At 70.0% G+C, this 20,128-nt stretch carries 19 protein-coding genes; 16 read left to right on the top strand and 3 right to left on the bottom strand.

Annotated features, from left to right (window positions below; genetic code table 11):
- Positions 1–8 precede the first annotated feature (8 nt).
- From VFJ94_RS11380 to VFJ94_RS11370, 3 genes are all read left to right on the top strand, one after another.
- A complete protein-coding gene (locus VFJ94_RS11380) occupies positions 9–989 on the top strand; it encodes a quinone oxidoreductase family protein (RefSeq protein WP_325004324.1) in 981 nt (326 codons plus the stop codon).
- A 22-nt stretch (positions 990–1,011) separates the two neighbouring features.
- Positions 1,012–1,791, top strand: a complete 780-nt coding sequence (locus tag VFJ94_RS11375; protein ID WP_325004323.1) for an enoyl-CoA hydratase/isomerase family protein — start codon at positions 1,012–1,014, stop codon at positions 1,789–1,791.
- An 88-nt stretch (positions 1,792–1,879) separates the two neighbouring features.
- Positions 1,880–3,541: an AMP-binding protein gene (locus tag VFJ94_RS11370; RefSeq protein ID WP_325004322.1), complete on the top strand. Its 1,662-nt coding sequence runs from the start codon at positions 1,880–1,882 to the stop codon at positions 3,539–3,541.
- A gap of 99 nt (positions 3,542–3,640) precedes the next feature.
- On the opposite strand, the gene VFJ94_RS11365 is transcribed toward VFJ94_RS11370, so the two are convergent.
- The gene (locus VFJ94_RS11365; protein ID WP_325004321.1) at positions 3,641–4,057 is read right to left on the bottom strand and encodes a MaoC family dehydratase; all 417 of its coding nucleotides are present in this window, start codon (positions 4,055–4,057) and stop codon (positions 3,641–3,643) included.
- Positions 4,054–4,530, bottom strand: coding sequence for an FAS1-like dehydratase domain-containing protein (locus VFJ94_RS11360; RefSeq protein WP_325004320.1), 477 nt, complete (start codon positions 4,528–4,530; stop codon positions 4,054–4,056). The genes VFJ94_RS11365 and VFJ94_RS11360 overlap by 4 nt, the downstream gene beginning before the upstream one ends.
- 73 nt (positions 4,531–4,603) lie before the next feature.
- Here VFJ94_RS11360 and VFJ94_RS11355 point away from each other — a divergent pair, with 73 nt between their 5' ends.
- Together VFJ94_RS11355 and VFJ94_RS11350 are read left to right on the top strand one after the other, a co-directional pair.
- Entirely contained in the window at positions 4,604–5,779 is a 1,176-nt protein-coding gene (locus VFJ94_RS11355) for an acyl-CoA dehydrogenase family protein (protein WP_325004319.1), read from the top strand.
- Between the two features lie 12 nt (positions 5,780–5,791).
- Positions 5,792–7,726 carry an AMP-binding protein gene (locus VFJ94_RS11350; protein WP_325004318.1) on the top strand — a complete coding sequence of 645 codons (1,935 nt, stop codon included), beginning with the start codon at positions 5,792–5,794 and terminating at the stop codon, positions 7,724–7,726.
- A gap of 65 nt (positions 7,727–7,791) precedes the next feature.
- Here VFJ94_RS11350 and VFJ94_RS11345 read toward each other — a convergent pair whose 3' ends face one another.
- Positions 7,792–8,571, bottom strand: coding sequence for a FadR/GntR family transcriptional regulator (locus tag VFJ94_RS11345; protein ID WP_325004317.1), 780 nt, complete (start codon positions 8,569–8,571; stop codon positions 7,792–7,794).
- A gap of 110 nt (positions 8,572–8,681) precedes the next feature.
- Between VFJ94_RS11345 and VFJ94_RS11340 the strand changes: the two genes are divergently transcribed.
- From VFJ94_RS11340 to VFJ94_RS11290, 11 genes are all read left to right on the top strand, one after another.
- Positions 8,682–9,755 (top strand): acyl-CoA dehydrogenase, encoded by a 1,074-nt coding sequence (locus VFJ94_RS11340; protein WP_325004316.1) that lies wholly within the window; start codon positions 8,682–8,684, stop codon positions 9,753–9,755.
- A 64-nt stretch (positions 9,756–9,819) separates the two neighbouring features.
- Complete coding sequence (locus VFJ94_RS11335; protein WP_325004315.1) at positions 9,820–10,986, top strand: acyl-CoA dehydrogenase family protein; 1,167 nt, start codon at positions 9,820–9,822, stop codon at positions 10,984–10,986.
- Positions 10,986–11,735 carry an SDR family NAD(P)-dependent oxidoreductase gene (locus VFJ94_RS11330; RefSeq protein ID WP_325004314.1) on the top strand — a complete coding sequence of 250 codons (750 nt, stop codon included), beginning with the start codon at positions 10,986–10,988 and terminating at the stop codon, positions 11,733–11,735. The genes VFJ94_RS11335 and VFJ94_RS11330 overlap by 1 nt, the downstream gene beginning before the upstream one ends.
- Entirely contained in the window at positions 11,735–12,931 is a 1,197-nt protein-coding gene (locus VFJ94_RS11325; RefSeq protein WP_325004313.1) for a thiolase family protein, read from the top strand. The genes VFJ94_RS11330 and VFJ94_RS11325 overlap by 1 nt, the downstream gene beginning before the upstream one ends.
- Positions 12,931–14,169, top strand: a complete 1,239-nt coding sequence (locus VFJ94_RS11320; RefSeq protein ID WP_325004312.1) for an acetyl-CoA hydrolase/transferase family protein — start codon at positions 12,931–12,933, stop codon at positions 14,167–14,169. Before VFJ94_RS11325 ends, VFJ94_RS11320 begins: the two co-directional genes overlap by 1 nt.
- A 26-nt stretch (positions 14,170–14,195) precedes the next feature.
- Positions 14,196–15,119: a hydroxymethylglutaryl-CoA lyase gene (locus tag VFJ94_RS11315; protein ID WP_325004311.1), complete on the top strand. Its 924-nt coding sequence runs from the start codon at positions 14,196–14,198 to the stop codon at positions 15,117–15,119.
- 56 nt (positions 15,120–15,175) lie between these two features.
- Positions 15,176–15,934: a 3-oxoacyl-ACP reductase family protein gene (locus tag VFJ94_RS11310; RefSeq protein WP_325004310.1), complete on the top strand. Its 759-nt coding sequence runs from the start codon at positions 15,176–15,178 to the stop codon at positions 15,932–15,934.
- 62 nt (positions 15,935–15,996) lie between these two features.
- Positions 15,997–16,851 (top strand): 1,4-dihydroxy-2-naphthoyl-CoA synthase, encoded by an 855-nt coding sequence (gene menB / locus VFJ94_RS11305; RefSeq protein ID WP_325004309.1) that lies wholly within the window; start codon positions 15,997–15,999, stop codon positions 16,849–16,851.
- 78 nt (positions 16,852–16,929) lie between these two features.
- Complete coding sequence (locus tag VFJ94_RS11300) at positions 16,930–17,715, top strand: enoyl-CoA hydratase-related protein (RefSeq protein ID WP_325004308.1); 786 nt, start codon at positions 16,930–16,932, stop codon at positions 17,713–17,715.
- Positions 17,715–18,710: an EamA family transporter gene (locus tag VFJ94_RS11295; protein ID WP_325004307.1), complete on the top strand. Its 996-nt coding sequence runs from the start codon at positions 17,715–17,717 to the stop codon at positions 18,708–18,710. The genes VFJ94_RS11300 and VFJ94_RS11295 overlap by 1 nt, the downstream gene beginning before the upstream one ends.
- Positions 18,711–18,859: 149 nt before the next feature.
- Positions 18,860–20,092, top strand: a complete 1,233-nt coding sequence (locus tag VFJ94_RS11290; RefSeq protein ID WP_325004306.1) for an ABC transporter substrate-binding protein — start codon at positions 18,860–18,862, stop codon at positions 20,090–20,092.
- The last annotated feature ends 36 nt before the right edge of the window (positions 20,093–20,128 follow it).

Below are 20,128 nucleotides of genomic sequence, written 5' to 3'. Positions count from 1 at the left end.
GAGGGTCGATGCAGGCCGTGGTCATGAGGGAGTTCGGCGCCGCCGAGGTGCTCCGCGCGGAGTCGGTGCGCGAGCCGGCGCCACGGCCGGGATGGGTGACGGTCGGCTTGCGGGCCAGCTCCCTGAACTGGCACGACGTGCTGGTCCGCGAAGGTCGCTACGGTTCGCCGCTGCCGCACGTCCTCGGAGCCGATGGGGCTGGCGTTCGCACCGACACCGGCGAGGAGGTCGTGATCTTGCCCTCCCTGTGGTGGGGGCATGGCGAGTCCGCCCCCGGCGCCGACTTCGAGATCCTCGGTGACCGCCGCTGGGGGACGTATGCAGAGCTCGTTCAGGTCCCGACCGGCTGCGTCGCGCCCAAGCCCACCGGACTGAGCTGGGAGCAGGCGGCAGCCCTCCCCCTGGTGGGCGTCACGACCTACCGAGCCCTCCTTCCCAGAGGCCGCCTGCAGCGGGGGGAGAGCCTGCTCGTCCTCGGGTCGGGAGGAGGGGTGGCCACGATGGCCGTCTCCCTCGCGTCCGGCATCGGCGCCCGCGTCGTCGTGACATCGTCGTCGCCCGACAAGATCACCCAGGCGAAGGCCCTCGGCGCCGCGGATGGGGTGCTCTACACCGACGACGACTGGCCCGACCAGGCCAGGGCGCTCTCGCCCGGCGAAGCCGGGTTCGACGTCGTCCTCGACCCTGTCGGGTCCTGGCAGGGCTCGCTCCGATGCCTGAAGCCCGGAGGCCGGCTCGTCGTCCTCGGCGCCTCCCGTGCCGACTCGGTGGTCCTGGAGCCGCGGGCCTTCTACTTCGGCCAGTACGAGCTCATCGGCACGACCATGGGCAGCCCGCGTGACTTCGCCGCTCTCCTCAGGCTCCTCGACACGCACGACGTGCGACCGCTTCCGATCAGTGCGACCTTCTCGCTCGACGGCGCTGCGGACGCCCACCGATTCCTGGAGCAGGGCAGGGGCTTCGGCAAGGTCGTTCTCACCCAGTCCTGAACCCAATGGAAAGGGAAGGCACGTGACGAAGAAGGTGCGCTACGAGGTCTCCGACGCAGTCGCGACCATCACCCTCGACCACCCCGAGACCCGCAACGCCCTGAGCGACGAGCTGCTCGACGACCTCATCGAGGCGTTCCTCGAGGCCCGGGCCGACGCCGCTGTGCGCGTCGTGGTGCTCACCTCGTCGCACGACCGGATCTTCTCGGCCGGCGGCGACCTCAAGGCGTTCGCAGGCGACACCCCGACGATCACCAAGTATGCCGGCCTGCACCGCTTCCCCCGGCTCTACCAGCTCATCGGCGACCTCGGCAAGCCCGTGCTCTGCGCCGCCAACGGTGACGTGCTCGCTGGGGCCTTCGGTCTCGCGCTCGCCTGCGACCTCGTCATCGCCAAGAGCTCGGTCCACTTCGGCTGTCCCGAGATCAACGTCGGCGTCTTCCCCTTCATGATCTCCGCCCTCATCTACCGCAACATCGGCCGGATGAAGGCGAACGAGCTGATGATGCTCGGCGAGCCCGTCAGCGCGGCCGAGGCCCTCGATCTCGGCATCGTCAACCGGGTCGTGCCCGCGGAGGACTTCGACGAGACCGTGCGCGACTGGGCGCAACGACTCGCCGCGAAGTCACCGCTGCTCATGCGACTCGGCAAGGACGCCATCAACGCAACCCGGGATCTCGCCCTGGCCGACGCGCTGTCCGCCCTGCAGGCACGGCTCGCCCTTGCCTTCACCACCGAGGACATCAAAGAGGGGGTGGCGGCCTTCCGAGAGAAGCGGCTGCCGGAGTGGCGGATGCGGTGACGGCGAGGACATCTTGACCCTTCGGTCCAACCATTCTATGTTTGAGCCGATAGAGGTGTGCTCAGGTGTCGAAAGGGACGGCCGCCCCATGATGTTCGCGAAGGTCACTGACCGCTACTCCGCCGACGAGATCGCGACGTTCTACGAGACGGGCCAGTGGCGCAACGAGACCCTTTTCGAGGTGCTCGAGCGACAGGTGGAGGCGCAGCCGGACCGGGTGTTCCTCACGGACGACACGAGGGCGCTCACCTTCCGACAGCTGCGCGACCGCGGCCTCCGTCTCGCAGTCGGCCTGCACCGCTGGGGCCTTCGGGCGGGGGACCGGGTCACCGTCCAGCTGCCCAACTGGACCGAGTTCGCGGTCATCACCTTGGCCCTCTCCCGGATCGGCGCCATCATGGTCCCGATCATGCCGATCTACCGCCGTGACGAGGTCGCCTACATCTCCGGCAACGCTGGCGCGCGTCTCGCCTTCACGGCAGAGTCGTTCAACGCGTTCGACTATCCCAAGCTGTACGCCGACATCCGTTCCGAGCTGCCCGCCCTCGAGGACGTCGTCGTGGTGCGCGGATCCGGTGCGGCGAGCCAGGGCGCCATCGACTTCGAGTCACTCGTCGTGGATACCGACAGGCAAGCAGCAGCCGCCGAGATCGGCGAGCGAGTTGGTCCCGACGAGCCCTTCGTCGTCGTCTACAGCAGTGGCACGACGTCGTTTCCCAAGGGCTGCCTCCACACCTTCAACACCATGGGCTGTGGTGCACGCATCCTCGGTGACGCCTGGGGGGTCACGCCCGACGACGTGCAGTTCGGGCCGTCCCCGGTGACGCACACGACCGGTCTCGTCACGAGCATCATCGTGCCGCTGATCCGCGGCTCCCGGTCGCACATCATGCAGTCCTGGGAGCCAAGGCTCGGGCTCGAGCAGATCAAGGAACACCGTTGCACGATCACCGTGAACGCCACGACGTTCCTCCAGATGGCGCTCGACGTCTACGACCCCGAGGTGCATGACGCAAGCAGCATGCGGGTCTGGGTGGCCGCCGGCGCCCCCATCCCGGCGAGCGTCATCGAGCGTGCGGCCACAATGATCCCGGCCATGAAGGTGCTCAGCCTCTATGGCCGCACCGAGAACATCACGACGACGATGTGCCGACCCGACGACGAGCCGCGCCGCTCGCTCACCTCTGACGGCAAGGCCCTGCCGCTCCAGTCGGTCAGGATCGTCGACGCGGAAGGCAACGAGGTGCCTCGCGGCCAGGAGGGCGACATCGCGTACAGGGGCGCGATGCACATGCTCGAGTACGTCGGGAAGCCGGTCGAGACGGCCGAGCTGTTCACCCCGGACGGCCATTCCCGTTCCGGCGACCTCGGTGTCATGGACGAGGACGGCTACGTCCGGGTGACCGGGCGGACGAAGGACATCGTCATCCGCGGTGGCCTCAACATCTCCGTGCGCCAGGTCGAGGACCTGCTGACCGCCCACCCAGCGGTGAGCCGGGTCGCTGTGGTGGGCATGCCCGACGAGCGCCTGGGCGAGAGGGCCTGCTGCTACCTCGTCCCGACCGCCGGCAACGAAGGCATCACGCTCGAGGATCTCACGGCCTACCTGCTCGACCAGGGCATCGCCAAGGTGAAGCTGCCGGAGCGCCTTGAGATCGTCGACGAGCTGCCGACGACCGCGACGGGCAAGATCCAGAAGCACGTCCTGCGCCGGATGATCGCCGAGAAGCTGAGCGCGTCGGTCGCCTGAGCGAGGGTCCCGCCCGGACGATGCCTGTCCGCCGAGAGGCATCGTCCGTATGCCGGGTGAGGGCTCCGTATGCCGGGTGAGGGCCCGGCGCGAGGGTGCTCAGGAGGTGCTGACCCGTGCCTGGACCGTGCCCGTCGCAACGATGACGCCCTCGTTCGTGGCGCGCAGCTCGACCGTCGCGATCGCGCCGCCCTCGGTCTGCTCGAGCGCCGTGACGCTGCCGCTCAACGTGATGCTGTCGCCGACGGCGAGCGGGGCGACGAAGCGGACCTCGATGCTCCGGAGGTGCTCCACGCCGAGCCAGTCCGAGGCCCAGCCTGCGAGCAGGCCCGCCTGGAACTGTCCCATGGCGATGGGCCGCGGGAAGCCGGCACGGTGGGCGAACTCGACGTCGTGGTGCAGCGGGTTGAAGTCGCCTCCCGCTCCGGCGAAGCGGACGATGTCGGTCTGGGTGATCGGCCCCAGCGTGCGCTCGGGGGCCCCGTCGCCGACGGCGACGGGGACCGGTGGCCTCATCCGGACGCTCCTCGCTCGATGATCGTCTCCTCGACGTGGACGGAAGGTCTGCCGGCAGCGTCGACGTACTCCGTCTCCAAGGTGATGACGCGCATCCGTCCACCCCGGGAGCTCTCGCGCTCGACGTCGCCGGTGACCCGGCGCACGCCGTGCAGGGAGTCGCCCGCCTCGAGCGCCCGGGCGTAGGTCCACCTGACGCCGCCGACGACGACGCGTTCGAGGGCGAGGCCGAGCCGGTCGACGAACGCGCGTTGGTCGCGATGGTGGCCGGCGACGACGACGTGCGTGGCCGTGGCCAGGACATCCTTCGCGCCGGTTGCGGCGGCGGCGGCGCGGTCGGTGTGGACCGGGTCCGTGGTGAAGGTCGCACGCGCGAACTCACGGATCTTGCCGCGCTCCACCTCGAAAGAGACCTCGTCGATGACGGTGCCGACGAGATCTCGCTGGACCCTCTGCTGGTGGGTCGCGCCCATGGCGTCGCTCCTGTCACTATCGGTCAGACCTATAGTATCATTGGGCCTACTGGCTAGATGAGGAAGGGTGCTGATGGATCTCACCGACTCCCCGGAAGAGGCGCAGTTCCGTGCGGAGGTGCGCGAGTGGCTCTCGTCGGCGCTGCCCACGCTGCCCTGGCCCCAGCCCGTCGAGCTCGTGGAGCGGGCCCCGTTCTGGCGGCACTGGCAGAAGCTCGTCTTCGACGCCGGCTACGCGGGCCTGTCCTGGCCCGTCGAGTACGGCGGCCAGGGAGCCGACCCCGCGAGGCGCGCCATCTTCAACGAGGAGCTGGACCGGGCCGACGCGCCCGAGCCCCTCAACATCCTCGGTGAGAACCTCGCCGGCCCCACGATCATCCACTACGGCACCGAGCAGCAGAAGGAGCGGTTCCTTCCGCCCATCCTGCGCGGCGACGAGATCTGGTGCCAGCTCTTCTCGGAGCCAGAGGCGGGCTCCGACCTTGCCTCGCTGCGCACGAAGGCTACCAAGGTCGAGGGCGGCTGGAAGATCAACGGCCAGAAGATCTGGACGAGCCGGGCCCAGCTGGCGTCGTACGCCATGCTGCTCGCCAGATCGGGCGGCGGTCCACGCCACAAGGGAATCACCTTCTTCCTCCTGCCGATGGATTCGCCGGGGGTGACGGTGCGCCCGCTCGCGCACATGCTGGGTGAGACGGAGTTCAACGAGGTGTTCCTCGACGACGTCTTCGTCCCCGATGACCTCCTCGTCGGGGAGGTCGACGGGGGCTGGGAGGTCGCCATGGCGACGCTGTCGTACGAGCGCGTCGCCATCGCGACCGGTCGGGTCAACACGCAGCGTGCCGTGGAGGACATCGTCGAGGACATCCGGAGCCGTGTCGACGAGAGCGGCGCGTCCCTCGGGGCCTCGCAGTCGATCCGACAGAAGGTGGCCGACCTCTACGGACGGGCGTTCGTGCACTACCTGATCGGCCAGCGCGTCGTGACGCAGGCGACCGCCGGGGCCCCCCCGGGGCCCGTCGCGTCCCTGGGCAAGCTGTACTTCACCCCGCTCGTCGATGATCTCGCCGACTTCCGGCTGTCGCTCGAGCCGCTCGGCGGCCAGCTGGGCCTGGACGACGAACGCCAGGACGCGGCCCGCTGGCTGCGGCTCGCCTACCAGTCGCGCGGCAGCGCGATCGCCGGTGGCTCGACGTTCATCCAGCGAAACATCGTCGCCGAGCGCATCCTCGGTATGCCGCGCAGCTGAGAGGAGCCGACCGTGTCGGACTACACCTGGCATCCGTCCGCCGACTACGTCGACAACGCGAACGTCACCAGGCTCGCGAGGGCGCACGGCCTCTCCGGCCTGCCGGAGCTACGGGCGCGCTCCGTCGCCGACGTCCGCTGGTACTGGGACGCGGTCGTGCGCGACCTCGGCCTTCCGTTCCGCCAGCCCTACACGCAGGTGCTCGACGTGTCGAAGGGCATCGAGCACCCTGACTGGTTCATCGGGGGTCGGCTCAACGTCGTCGATGCCTGCCTCGAGCGCTGGCGGGACGACCCCGACGCCGCCGAGCGGCTCGCCGTCGTCCACGAAACCGAGGATGGCACGACCCGTTCCCTGACCTACCGTGAGCTGACGGAGCAGGTGGAGCGGGCCGCCGCGGGTCTGCGTCGACTGGGCATCGGCAAGGGCGACGCTGTCGCCCTGTTCCTGCCCATGGTCGCGGAGGCGGTCGTCTCACTCTATGCGGTGGCGCGGCTGGGTGCGGTCCTGGTCCCGCTGTTCTCCGGCTTCGCCCCGACGGCCATCGCGTCGCGGATCCAGGACGCCGACGTCAAGGCGGTCGTCGTCGCCGACGGCACGGTGCGGCGGCGCAAGCAGGTGGCGATGAAGCCGCTCCTCGATGAGGCGCTCGAGTCGTGTCCTACCGTCGAGCGCGTCATCGTCGTCGACAACCTGGGCAGCGCACCCCGGTTGAGCGAGGGTGAGACGGCGTGGGCGGACCTCGTCTCCCTCGAGGGGGACCCGGGCGACGTCGAGGTGCTCGGTTCGAACGACCCGCTCCTGCTCGCCTACACCTCCGGCACCACCGGTCGCCCCAAGGGGGCCGTCCACACCCACGCTGGCTTCCTCGTCAAGACGGCGAGCGAGGTTGCCTACTCCTTCGACGTCGCTCCGGGCGGCGTCTTCTGCTGGGTGACCGACATGGGCTGGATCATGGGGCCGCTCTCGATCATCGGCAGTCACGCGAACGGCGCGACGCTGCTGCTCTACGAAGGCTCCCCCGATGTGCCTGACCTCGGCCGGCTCTGGAGTCTCGTCGAGAAGCATCGCGTCACGATGCTCGGAGTCTCGCCCACCCTGATCCGCACCCTGCGCCTCACCGAGAACCGTCTGAGCGACGTCGACCTGTCCTCGGTGCACGTCCTCGGGTCGACCGGCGAGCCGTGGGACCCGGACTCCTACGAGTGGCTGGCGAAGGACCTCTTCGGCGGTCGAGTGCCCGTCATCAACTTCTCGGGCGGCACCGAGGTCGGTGGCTCCTTCCTCGCGCCCTATCCCGTCGAGCCGATCCGGTCGTGCTCGCTCGGGGGGCCCTCGCTGGGCATGGACGTCGATGTGGTCGACGACGCCGGGCGCCCCATCCGCGGCCAGGTCGGCGAGCTCGTCTGCCGGCAGCCGTGGCCGTCGATGACCCGTGGCGTCTGGAAGGACCCGGAGCGCTACCTCGAGTCCTACTGGTCGACCTTCCCCGGCCTGTGGCGGCACGGCGACTACGCCGTGGTCGACGGCGATGGCCAGTGGTTCATCCGTGGCCGGTCCGACGATGTCATGAACGTCGCGGGCAAGCGACTGGCGCCCGCCGAGGTCGAGGCGGTCATGGCAGCACACCCGGCCGTTGCCGAGGCCGCCGCCGTCGGTGTGCCCGATGCCAAGAAGGGGGAGGCCGTGTGGGCCTTCTGGGTGCCGCGCCCTGACGCGACCGAGGACGTCTCGGACCAGCTCAGGCAGAGGGTCGCGGACGAGCTCGGCAAGCCGTTCGCGCCCAGCGTCGTCCACCGGGTCGAGCGCCTGCCGAAGACGCGCTCGGCCAAGATCCTCCGGCGCGCCATCCGCGCAGCGGCCCTGGGCACCGACCCTGGTGACCTCTCGGGCGCCGAGAATCCCGAGGCCATCGACGAGATCCGCGCCGTGGTGGGTCGCTCCTGACCCGCCCGCACGCCACGCGGCAGCTCCCGGCATCCGAGCTGACCGGTGGACGATCGGGCGCGGAGTCAGTCCTCGTCGGGCACCGCGATGTCGGTGCGCTTGTCGGCGGCGAGTGCGGCCTTGGCGTAGGAGTGCACATGGCGCGTCATCCGGCGGACCGCGGCGTCGGGGTCGCGGTCGCGGATGGCATTGGTGATGGTCCGGTGGGCTCGGGCTGCGGTGGCCCTCACGTGAGCGTCGACGAACCCCTCGTTGTGGGTCTGCGTGTAGATCGCCTTGGAGATCGCCATCATGAACCCGCTGAGCAGCTCGTTGTGGCCCGCGGCCGCGACGGCGACGTGCCAGTCGATATTGGCCTTGAGGAACGCCCCGAGGTCTTCACCGGAACTCACGATCGCCTCGTTGGCGGACTCGAGCCGCTCGAGGTCCTCGTCGGTCCGGTTGCGTGCAGCCAGGCTCGCGCAGTAGGGCTCGATCGCCTCGCGTGTCTCGAGCAGCGCCGCGATGCGGATCTGGCGCCCCCGGATGAGCAGGCCGACGCTCCGGGCCATGACGTCCTGGCCCGGCCGCTGGACGAAGGCGCCTCCTGCGCGCCCGGCCTTGATCCGGACGAGCCCCTGGACCTCGAGGATGCGCAGGGCCTCGCGGACCGTGGTGCGGCTCATCCGGGTCTGCGTCACGAGCTCTCGCTCCGGCGGCAGGGGCGTGCCCTCGACGAACTCACCGCTCAGGATCCGCTCGCGCAGCCCGTTGGCGAGCACATCGGAGGCCTTGGGCACCTCCATCGGCGCGAGCTGGATCGAGGACCGCCCGTTCTGCGACGCTGTCCCTGCGGCACTACTCATCGGTGACCCAATCTATTCTGGTCTAACGGTCTGACCTAAGTTACCATTCTTGAGTCCGACATGACAGAGAGGCCAGACTAGCCCCGTCGCGGGCTCGTGAGGAGTGCGCCGTGCGCTGGGAGCTTGCCGAAGAGCAGGAGCTGTTCCAGGAGTCGCTCCGCGGCTGGCTGGAGAAGGTCGCCCCGAGCGATCGCGTCCGGCGCTGGATGGACTCCTCCGATCCCAGCGCCTTCGAGGAGCGCCTCGCGCGTGACGGCTGGCTCGCCGTGGGCGCCGCGGAGGAGCGCGGCGGTCAGGGTGGGGGGCTGCTCGAGCTCGCCCTGACGGCCGAGGAGCTGGCCCGCCGGGCGGCGCCGAGCTCGGCCTGGCTCGCCACCATGACCGCGCTTCCGGCGCTCCCTGACGATGTTGCCCTGGACGCGCTGGGCGGTGGGGGGTTCGCGGCCCTGGTGGTCGATGGTGGTCGCCCGGTGGACTGCGCCGACGGAGTGAGTGAGGACGGGCAGGGACGGCTGCACGGCTCGGTGCCGCTGGTTCTCGGTGCCGACCGGGCGGCGCGGCTCGTCGTGCCGGTGCGGGCGCCCCGTGGCCGCGAGCTGCGACTCGTCGACGCTGCCGACGCCGGGGTCACCATCACCCGCCGCTCGCTGCTCGACCGGAGCCGGTCGGCCGCCGATGTCGTCCTCGACGGCGTGAGCGGCAGGCCCCTGGACGTCGAGGCCGAGGTCGTGCTCGGCGAGGCAGCCCTGCGCGGCGCGGTGCTGGTCAGCGCAGATGCGCTCGGCGCCATGCAGCGGATGCTCGACCTGGCGGTCGACTACAGCCTCCAGCGCCACCAGTTCGGCGTCCCCATCGGCTCGTTCCAGGCGGTCAAGCACGCGGCCGCGTCGATCCTCGTCTCGGTCGAGGCGGCCCGCTCGATCGTCTACTACGCCGCGGCCTCCGTCGAGGCTGCCCAGCACGACAGCGCGACGCACGCGGCCATCGCCAAGGCGCAGGTCACCTCGTCGGGCGTGAGCGTCGGCGACGCTGCCCTCACCATGCACGGGGCCATCGGATACACCTGGGAGCACGACCTCCACCTGCTCTACAAGCGGGCCCGGCTCGACGAGCGGCTCTGGGGCCGCCCGTCCGACTGGAACGAGCGCATCGCGACCGCGCTCGAGCTCCTGCCGACGGGCTGAGAATGCGCTTGCCGTTTGGTCAGTCCTTTACTAGGATTGATCCAAAACACGGAAGGCGCGCGTCGTGGACTTTGATCTGACCGAGGACCAGCAGACCATTCGCAAGGCGGTTCGTGAGCTGGCGGGCCGCTTCGACGACCAGTACTGGATGGACAAGGACGCCGCCCACGAGTTCCCCACGGAGTTCTACGACGAGTTCGCGAGGGGCGGTTGGCTGGGGATCACGACCCCCGAGGAGTACGGCGGCCACGGGATGGGCATCACCGAGGCGTCGATCCTCCTCGAGGAGGTCGCAGCTTCCGGTGCGGGGATGAACGGTGCCAGCTCGATGCACCTGTCGATCTTCGGTATGCACCCGGTCATCGTGCACGGCTCCGACGAGCTCAAGGCGCGCACGCTGCCTCGGATCGTGAGTGGAGACCTCCACGTCTGCTTCGGGGTGACCGAGCCCGGTGCGGGGCTCGACACGACGAAGATCACGACCTTCGCCCGGAGGGACGGCGACCACTACGTCGTCAACGGCCGCAAGGTCTGGATCTCCAAGGCCGTCGAGTCCGAGAAGGTGCTGCTCCTGACGCGCACGACCAAAGCCGAGGACGTCACCAAGAAGACCGACGGTATGACGCTCTTCCTCACCGACCTCGACCGGTCAAGGATCGACGTCCGGCCGATCAAGAAGATGGGCCGCAACGCCGTCACCTCCAACGAGCTGTTCATCGACGACCTGCACATCCCGGTCGAGGACCGCGTCGGCGAGGAGGGCCGGGGCTTCAGGTACATCCTCGACGGGCTCAACCCGGAGCGGATGCTCGTCGCCGCGGAGGCGCTCGGCATCGGCCGGGCCGCCCTGCGACGTGCTGTCCAGTACGGCAACGAGCGAGAGGTGTTCGGCCGCCCCATCGGCAAGAACCAGGGGATCCAGTTCCCTCTCGCCGACTCGCTCGCGCGCCTGGATGCCGCCGAGCTCGTCCTGCGCAAGGCGACCTGGCTCTACGACAACGGGCGCCCCTGCGCCCGGGAGGCCAACATGGCCAAGTACCTCTGCGCCGACGCCGGCTTCGACGCGGCCGACCGGGCGCTGCAGACGCACGGCGGCATGGGCTACTCGGAGGAGTACCACGTCTCCCGCTACTTCCGCGAGGCGCGCCTCACCCGGATCGCCCCCATCAGCCAGGAGATGGTCCTCAACTACCTCGGCGAGCACGTGCTCGGCCTCCCGCGGAGCTACTGATGTTCGGGCTTACGGGACGCACGGCCCTCGTCACCGGCGCCGGCAGCGGTATCGGGGCGTCGGTGGCCGAGGCGTACGCCAGGGCCGGCGCCGCCGTCCTTGTCACCGACGTCAACGGCGAGGCCGCGGAGCAGGTCGCCGGCCAGATCCGGGCCGCGGGCGGAACGGCCCAGTCGTTCGCCCTCGACGTGCGTGACTCGGGTCAGGCCCTCGCCGCGGCCGAGCGGGCGGCCGCGCTCGGTGGTGGGACGCTCAACATCCTCGTCAACAACGCGGGTGCCATCGCACCGGCGATGTTCGCCAACTTGTCCGAGGAGGACTTCCGCCGGATCGTCGACATCCACCTCGTCGGCAGCTTCGTCTGCAGCAAGGCGGTGCTGCCGTTCCTGCCGGACGACGGCACCGGCCGGATCATCAACGTGACCTCGGCCGCCGGTCTCGTCGGCACGATCGGCCAGGCGAACTACGGCGCGGCTAAGGCGGGCATCATCGGCCTGACGAAGTCGCTCGCCAGGGAGCTCGCGAAGCGACAGATCAAGGTCAACGCCGTTGCCCCCCTCGCCGCCACGCCGATGACTCAGAAGATCCGCGACGACGAGAAGCTGTCCGCCATGACCCTGGCGCGCATCCCCCTCGGCCGCTGGGCCGAACCGGACGAGATCTCGGCCAGCTTCGTCTTCTTCGCCTCCGACGGCGCCTCATACATCACGGGCCAGGTCCTGCCCGTCGACGGTGGGACGGTGATGTGATGGCGCGACAGACCACGAGCCCCTTCCTCGCGAGCTCTCGCGAGGTCCTCATCGCCGAGGCGGTGCGCACCCCGATGGGCAGGTCGCACCCCGAGCGCGGCTGGTATCGCGACATTCACCCCAACGCGATCCTCGGCTCGGTCTACACCGAGCTGCTTCGCCGGTCCGGCCTGCAACCGGCCCTCGTCGAGGACCTCGTCATCGGGTGCACGGCCCCTTTCGGCGAGCAGTCGCGCAACGTCGGCCGCAACGCCTGGCTGCAGGCGGGCTACCCGCCGGAGGTGCCGGCCGTGACCCTGGACCGCCGCTGCGGCTCCGCCCAGACGGCGGTCGCGATGGGTGCGGCCCTCGTCGGCAGCGGCACGCACGACCTCGTCATCGCCGGTGGAGTCGAGCACATGCTCCACGTCCCGATGGACTCCCCGTCCAGGATCTCGGAGCTCTACGGGGAGCCGTGGCCCCAGGAGCTGCGGGACCGGTACGCCTTCGTGGGCCAGGGCGAGAGCGCAGAGCTCGTCGCCGACCGGTGGGGGATCAACCGCGGGGAGATGGACGACTTCGCGGTCCGCTCGCACCGCCTTGCGGCCCAGGCGATCGAGGCGGGCCGTCTCGAGGCCGAGATGGTCCCCTGGCAGCTCGATGGTCAGCTCCGTCGCGGAGACCAGACGGTGCGGCCGGGCACGAGCCGCGAGACGCTTGCCGGGCTGGGGGCGGTCTTCCGCAAGGACGGCCGGGTCACCGCCGGCTCCTCGTCGCCGATCTGTGACGGCGCCTCCGGCGTCCTGCTCGCCTCGCGCGAGGCGGCGCAGGAGCACGGGCTCCGGGTCCGGGCCCGGATCCTCGACCAGACCACGGTGGGCGTCGACCCGATCATCATGCTAACCGGCCCTATCCCGGCCACGCGCAGGCTCCTGGAGCGCAACGGGATGACGATGGGCGACATCGACCTCGTCGAGATCAACGAGGCGTTCAGCTCCGTCGTGCTCGCCTGGGAGAAGGAGCTCAAGCCGGACATGGACCGCGTGAACGTCAACGGCGGCGCGATCGCCCTGGGGCACCCGGTCGGCGCCACCGGCGGCCGTCTCATCGCCACGCTGGTCGCGGAGCTCGAGCGGCGCGACGCCGAGATCGGGCTGGTCACCATGTGCTGCGGCGGCGGGCTCGGGACCGCCACCCTCGTCCAGCGGGTCGACTGATGATCGATCTGAGCCGGCACGTCTCGCCCGGTGCCGGGATCTGGTGGAGCCAGACGAGCGCGGAGCCGACGCCGCTCGTCCATGCCCTGCTCGACCAGGTCCGCGACATCGGGCCGGTGCGGGCCTTCGTCGGCCTGACCTGGGACCGGCGGCTCACCCGCGACCTTCCGCCTGAGGTCTCCGTCGTCTCGTACGGCGGCCTGGGAGAGCTGCGCACCCTGGCCCGCGCGGGCCGCCTCGACGTCGTGCCGTGCCACTACGGGGCACTGCCTCGGTTGTTCGCCGAGGGCCGGCTCCCGTCGGACGTCGGTCTCGTGCAGGTCTCGCCACCGGATGCGGACGGACTCGTCTCGCTCGGGGTGGGGGTGGACTACATCGCGGACGCTATAGAGCACACCCCCGTGCTCATCGCGGAGATCAACCATCGTATGCCGCCCACGCGCGGATCCGCACGGATCCCGCTGTCCCGCTTCGCTGCGGTCGTCGAGACGGACCGGCCGCTGCTCGAGGCGCCGGAGCGTCCGGGTGACGCCGTCGAGGCGGCCATTGCCCGCCACGTCGCCGGTCTGGTCGACGACGGCGACACGATCCAGATCGGGGTCGGCACCCTGCCGTCTGCCGTGCTCGAGGCGCTCTCCGGCCACACGGATCTCGGGCTGCACTCCGGCCTGATGTCCGACGCCGTCCTGCGGCTGGTGGACAAGGGGGTCCTGACCGGCGCGCGCAAGCAGATCGACCCGGGCGTGCTCGTCACCGGTGCCGCGCTCGGCAGCACCGCACTGTACGAGCGGGTTGCAGACCTGCCCGCCCTGTTCCGTCCCGCCAGCTACACGCACTCGCCTGCGGTCCTGTCGCAGCTGACATCGCTCGTGTCGATCAACTCCGCCATCGAGGTGGACCTGACCGGTCAGGTCGGCGCCGAGGTCGCGGGTGACACGTACGTCGGGGCCGTCGGCGGCCAGGTGGACTTCTCCCGGGCTGCCTCCCGCACCGGCGCTCGCTCGATCATCGCGCTGAGGTCGACGGTCAAGGGCGTCTCGACGATCAAGGTGGCGCTCGACTTCGGCGCCGTCACGACGGCCCGAGCCGATGTCGACCACGTCGTGACCGAGCACGGCGCCGCCGAGCTGCGCGGTGTCGGGCTGGCCGAGCGGGCGCGGCGCCTCATCGCGGTCGCGGCGCCCGAGCACCGTGAGGAGCTCGAGAAGGCTTTCATGCCAACGGAGCTCGCGCCCTGACGGCGCGAAGAGGAAGGAGAGACGCGATGGCGACGCCGCAGTCAGTGCAGATCCGCGAGGTGGGACCCAGAGACGGCTTCCAGAACGAGCCCGAGAGCATCCCCACCGACGACAAGGTGCGCCTGATCAACTCGCTCGGCCGGGCAGGGCTCAAGCGGATCGAGGTCGCGAGCTTCGTCCGACCCGATGTCATCCCCCAGCTCGCGGACGGGGCCGAGGTGCTGAGGCGCATCGAGGTCCCCGACGACGTCAAGCTCATGGTTCTCGTGCCCAACAGCCGAGGCCTCGACAACGCCCTCGCCCTGCGCGACACGTTCCACGAGGTCGTCATCTTCGCGAGCGCGTCCGAGACCCACAACCAGAAGAACGTCAACCGGACCGTCTCAGAGACGATGGCCGACAACGCGGTGATGGCGCGTCGGATCGCCGCCGAGGGTCTCGGGTGCTCGGGCGTCATCGCGACCTCGTTCGGGTGCCCCTACGAGGGCAAGGTTCAGATGGCGCGGGTGCTCGACCTCGCCGAGCAATTTGCCGAGGCGGGTGCGAACGAGGTCGGCTTCGGGGACACGACGGGCATGTGCAACCCGGCATACGCGGGCGAGTTCTTCGCCGCGGCGATCGAGCGCCTGCCCGGCATCGAGGTCACGGCCCACTTCCACAACACCCGAGGACAGGGTCTGGCCAACGCGTATGCCGCCCTGCAGGCCGGATGCGCGAGCTTCGAGGCGAGCTTCGGCGAGCTCGGGGGCTGCCCGGTGCCGGCGGGCTCGACCGGGAACATCGCGACCGAGGACCTCGTGAGCATGTTCCACGAGATGGGCGTCGAGACCGGAATCGATCTCGGCCAGGTCATCGAGGCGGCGCGCGAGGCCCAGCAGGTCCTCGGGCGCAAGCTCACCAGCCACTCCATCATCGCGGGCCCGATCGACTGGACGCCGGCCGCCGGCTGAAACCCCGGGTCGAGGGACGCGGCCGACACACCACACCAGGGAGAGAGAACGGACACATGAGCAATCGAGTCGCATTCGTGACGGGCGGCGCCCAGGGCATCGGCAGGGGGATCTCGGAGGCGCTCGGCGCTGCCGGCTTCCGCGTCGCCGTGGCCGACCTCAACCTCGAGGCCGCAGAGAAGACCGCTGCGGAGATCAGCGCCGCCGGCGGCGAGGCCATCGGCGTCGAGGTCGACGTCACGAGCACCGAGTCGGTGACGGCCGCCGTGCAGGCGGTCACCGACCGGCTCGGACCGATCGAGGTCGCGGTGAACAACGCCGGCTGGGACGACTTCATGCCCTTCCTCAAGACGACCGAGGAGTTCTGGGACCGCATCCTCGAGATCAACTTCAAGGGTGGGCTGCGCGTCACCAAGGCGGTCGTGCCCGGCATGATCGAGCGTGGCTGGGGCCGCGTCATCAACATCGGCTCTGACGCCGGACGCGTCGGGTCCTCCCTCGAGGCCGTGTACTCCGGCGCCAAGGGTGGGACCATCGCGTTCACCAAGACGCTCGCCCGCGAGGTCGCGACGAAGGGAGTCACCGTCAACACCGTCTGCCCCGGACCGACCGACACCCCGGCGCTGCGCTCATTCGCCGACGCCTCGGGTGAGGAGGCCGACAAGGTGATCGGCGGCATGGCCCGCGCAGTCCCGATGAAGCGTCTCGGCCAGCCGAGCGACGTCGGGGCCGCTGTGGCCTTCTTCGCGTCCGACGCGACGAGCTACATCACCGGCCAGACGCTGTCCGTCAGCGGCGGCCTGACGATGGCCTGACCGCCACCCGCGGGGCCGCCGGCTGTCGGTGGGCGTTGGGCCGTGGTCGGTACGCTACGGCCATGACGAGCACGGACAGCGCGGCCCCGGTGACCTGGTCGACGGTGACGGACTACGAGGACATCCGATACGAGCACAGCGGGGACGGCATCGCCAAGATCACGATCAACCGCCCGCACGTGCACAACGCGTTCCGACCGCAGACGCTGGTCGAGATGTCCGACGCGCTGGTCCATGCGCGCGAGGACGGCTCGGTCGGCACGATCATCCTCACGGGTGAAGGCGGTCGCGCGTTCTGTTCTGGTGGCGACCAGAACGTCCGCGGCGACACCGGCTACCTCACGGAGCCGGGGAAGGCCGGCAGCGTCGGTCGCTTCCACGTCACCGACCTTCAGGTCCAGATCCGCCGCCTGCCCAAGCCGGTCGTCGCCATGGTGGCCGGCTACGCGATCGGCGGTGGCCACATCCTCCACCTGGTCTGCGACCTGACCATCGCGGCCGACAACGCGCGCTTCGGCCAGGTGGGACCGAAGGTCGGCTCGTTCGACGGCGGTTTCGGGGCAGGCCTGCTGGCCGAGCTCGTCGGGGTCAAGAAGGCCAAGGAGATCTGGTTCCTCTGCAGGCAGTACGACGCCCACCAGGCCCTCGACATGGGACTGGTCAACACCGTCGTGCCGCTCGCGGACCTCGAGGCGGAGACCGTGGCGTGGTGCCGAGAGATGCTGGCCCTCTCGCCGTTCGCGCTGCGCCTCATGAAGGCGAGCTTCAACGCCGCGGAGGACGGCCTTTCGGGAATCCAGCAGCTGGCCCACGACGCCAACCTCCTCTTCTACGCCACAGACGAGGCGAAGGAGGGCCGGGAGGCCTACAAGCAGAAGCGGCGCCCGGAGTTCGAGAAGTTCCCCCGACGCCCGTGACGAATGCCTTCGGCGCCTTCCGTATCGGTCCAACAATTCATATAGTGTGATCAAACTTCAGCGAGCGAGGACGATCACATGCCTGAACCCGCAACCCCCGCCGTCGCCTGGCGCGTCGTCAAGGACGGCGTCATGGTCGTCACGCTCCAGCGCCCGCAAGCCAACGCGCTCGGCCTGCCGATCATCGCGGGCCTCCAGGCTGCTCTCGACGAGGCGGAGCGGCGCGGCGACATCAAGGTCATCGTGGTGGGCTCGGGCATCCCCGGGTTCTTCGCGGCCGGCGCGGACATCAAGCACATGTCCTCTGTCGACGCCGAGTCGTTCACGGCATACGGCGAGGCACTGCGGGCAGCACTGGATCGGCTGGCAGCCGACACGTGGATCACGCTGGCGGCCGTGGACGGCCTCGCCCTCGGTGGTGGGCTCGAGCTGGCCATGGCCTGCCACCTGCGGGTGGCCGGCGCGGAGGCCAGGCTCGGGCTGCCGGAGGTCAGGCTGGGCCTCATCCCGGGGGCCGGGGGCACGCAGCGCCTTCCTCGCCTGGTCGGTCGGGGCCGCGCTCTCGACATCATGCTCACCGCTCGTCAGGTCTGCGCCGAGGAGGCGCTGACGATGGGCCTCATCGACCGGCTGGTCCCCGCTGGCACCGCGCTCGAGGCGGCGCTCGGACTCGCCGACGAGCTGCTTGCGATGTCCCTGCCTGCGCTGCAAGCGGTTGTCCGCACCGTCGACGCGGCCTTCGGCCTCCCGGCCTCGGCGGGCTTTGCGTTCGAGGTCGCGCAGGAGCAGGCCCTCTTCGAGGGCGGCGAGGCCAAGGAGGGGATCGCGGCCTTCCTGCAGAAGCGTCCGCCGAAGTTCGCCTGATGGCCGCCGGGCAGGCCGGCCGCGCGCGGGTGTGGTTCGCGCTCGGCCTCGTCTACCTCGTCTGGGGTTCGGTGTACCTCGCCATCCGCCTTGTCATCGACGAGGCTCCGGCCCTCGCCTCGATGGGCGTCCGGTTCCTCCTGGCGGGCGCGCTCATGGCGGGCTTCCTCGCGGTACGCAGTGGGGTCCGCCGCCTGCGCGTCACCCTGCATGAGCTCGCCGGGATGGCCTTCATGGGCGTCACGCTGCTGGCGATCGGCAACGGCATGACCTCGGTCGGCCAGCTCAAGGGCGTCCCGTCAGGGGTGGCAGCGCTGCTCATCGCCATGGTGCCGTTGTGGATCGCCCTCTTCCGGACGCTCTCGGGTGACCGGCCCCCGCTGCTCAGCCTGCTGGGAGCCGGCGTGGGTCTGGGCGGCCTCGCCATCCTCGTCCTTCGCCAGGGGAGCAGTGCGGGAGCCCTGCCGCTCGCCGGGGTCGGGGTCATCCTGGTCTCGAGCCTGTCGTGGTCCTTCGGGTCCTGGGTCCAGCCGCGGATCTGGCTGCCCAGGGATGTCTTCGTCAGCTCCACGTACCAGCTGCTCGCGGCGGGCGTCGCCCTCTTCCTCGCGGCGTTGCTGTCCGGCGAGCGGTTCAGCGCCGACATCGGCCCGCGTGCGTGGGGAGCCCTCGGCTACCTCGTCGTCGTCGGCTCCCTCGTCGGCTTCACTGCCTACGCCTGGCTGCTCCAGCATGCGCCGATCTCGCTCATCGCGACGCACACCTACGTCAACCCCGTCGTGGCCGTGCTCCTCGGGTGGCTCGTCCTCGGCGAGCCGGTCACCTCCACGCTGCTCCTCGGTGGAGGGGTCGTCATCGCTGCCGTGGTGCTCGTCGTGAGCGCCGAGCGGCCGGCCCGCCCCCGGGCCGAGCACGTCGTCGAGCCGGGGCGCGTCGCGCCGGCAGCTGACGAGCCTGTGGGCGCGGTCGCCGGGCGTCGAACCCGCCGAAAGTAGACGCTCCCCACCCCCCAGGGGGATGGGACTTCCCCCCTTTGGGTGATGGTGTAGGTCGAATGATCAGACCATTATGGAAGGGGCGCACCACAGCGATCCGTGCGCTCGACCGGGGCCGGCCGGCTCCACGATCCCCTGGGGGTTATGACGTGACGAAGAAGATCTTCCCGGCGCTCTCGGCGCTGGTCGTGGGAGGCCTCGTGGCCGCGTGCGGCACACCTGGTGGCGGCACCGCGCCCGGGACGACCGGGGGTGCCGACGGTGGCACGATCAAGGTCGCACTCATCCCGCCGTCGAGCGGAGCGCTCGCCCAGTTCGGCTCCGACGCCGCGGAGGCGTGGCAGTATGCCGCCGACGAGGCCAACGCCGCGGGGGGCGTCGCGGGTCACAAGGTCGAGCTCATCAAGTCGAACACCGACGCGACCCCGGCCACGACCCTTCGGGCGGCCCGCGAGGCCGTCACGCAGAAGGGTGCGAGCTTCATCGGCGCGGTCATGACCTCGACCGAGCACGGCGCCCTCGACGCGCAGCTCGCCGGGCTCGGTGCACTGGAGTTCAACGGCCTCGGCAAGGACGACGCCCTGACCGGCAAGGACTGCAAGGCGAACGCCTTCCGCGTCGTCCAGTCGACGTCGATGGACATGAACGCGCTGGCTGCCGCGCTCAAGGACCTGCCCGGCACCAAGTGGGCCATCCAGGCCGTCGACTACTCGACCGGCCACACCTCCGCCGAGGTCTTCAAGGCTGCAGCAGCCAAGGCCGGCAAGCAGGTCGTCCTGGAGCAGTACGCCCCCCTCAACACGAGCGAGTTCGGCACCTACATCACCAAGCTCAAGGAGAGCGATGCCGACGCCCTCTTCGCCGTCGAGTACGGCGCGGACGGCGTCGCCTTCGTCAACCAGGCTGCCCAGTTCAAGCTGACCGAGAAGTTCAAGACGGTCGTCGGCTTCAACATGGTCTCCGAGCCGCTCTTCAAGGCGCTCGGCGACAAGGTGGTGGGCTTCTACAACAACGTCGGCTACGACGTGAACAGCGACAACCCGCTCAACAAGAAGTTCGTCGAGGGATGGGCGGCCAAGCACAACGGCACCAAGCCCTACTACGTCGTCGCGGACAACTACCTCTCCGCGCAGACGCTCTTCGCAGGCATCGCGAAGGCCGGCAGCACGGACCCAGCCAAGGTGCGCGACGCCCTCAACGACCTGTCGTTCGACAGCATCGTCGGCAAGGTGACGATGCGTGCGGGTGACCACCAGCTCATCCGACCGTCCTACGTGGGCCAGGTCGTCAAGCAGAACGGCGCGCTCGCGTTCAAGGTGATCAGTGAGTCCGACGGCTCCACGACCGCCCCCACGGTCAACCCGGCCTGCAAGCTGTCCTGACCCCTCGACGGTCGGTCGCCGACCGGGCCCGGGCCA

Origin of the sequence: Intrasporangium sp. (assembly GCF_035688975.1) — a bacterium.
GTDB lineage: Bacteria > Actinomycetota > Actinomycetes > Actinomycetales > Dermatophilaceae > CALMNV01.
Note: the sequence above shows the minus strand (reverse complement) of the source record. Positions and strands in the feature narration are given on the sequence as shown.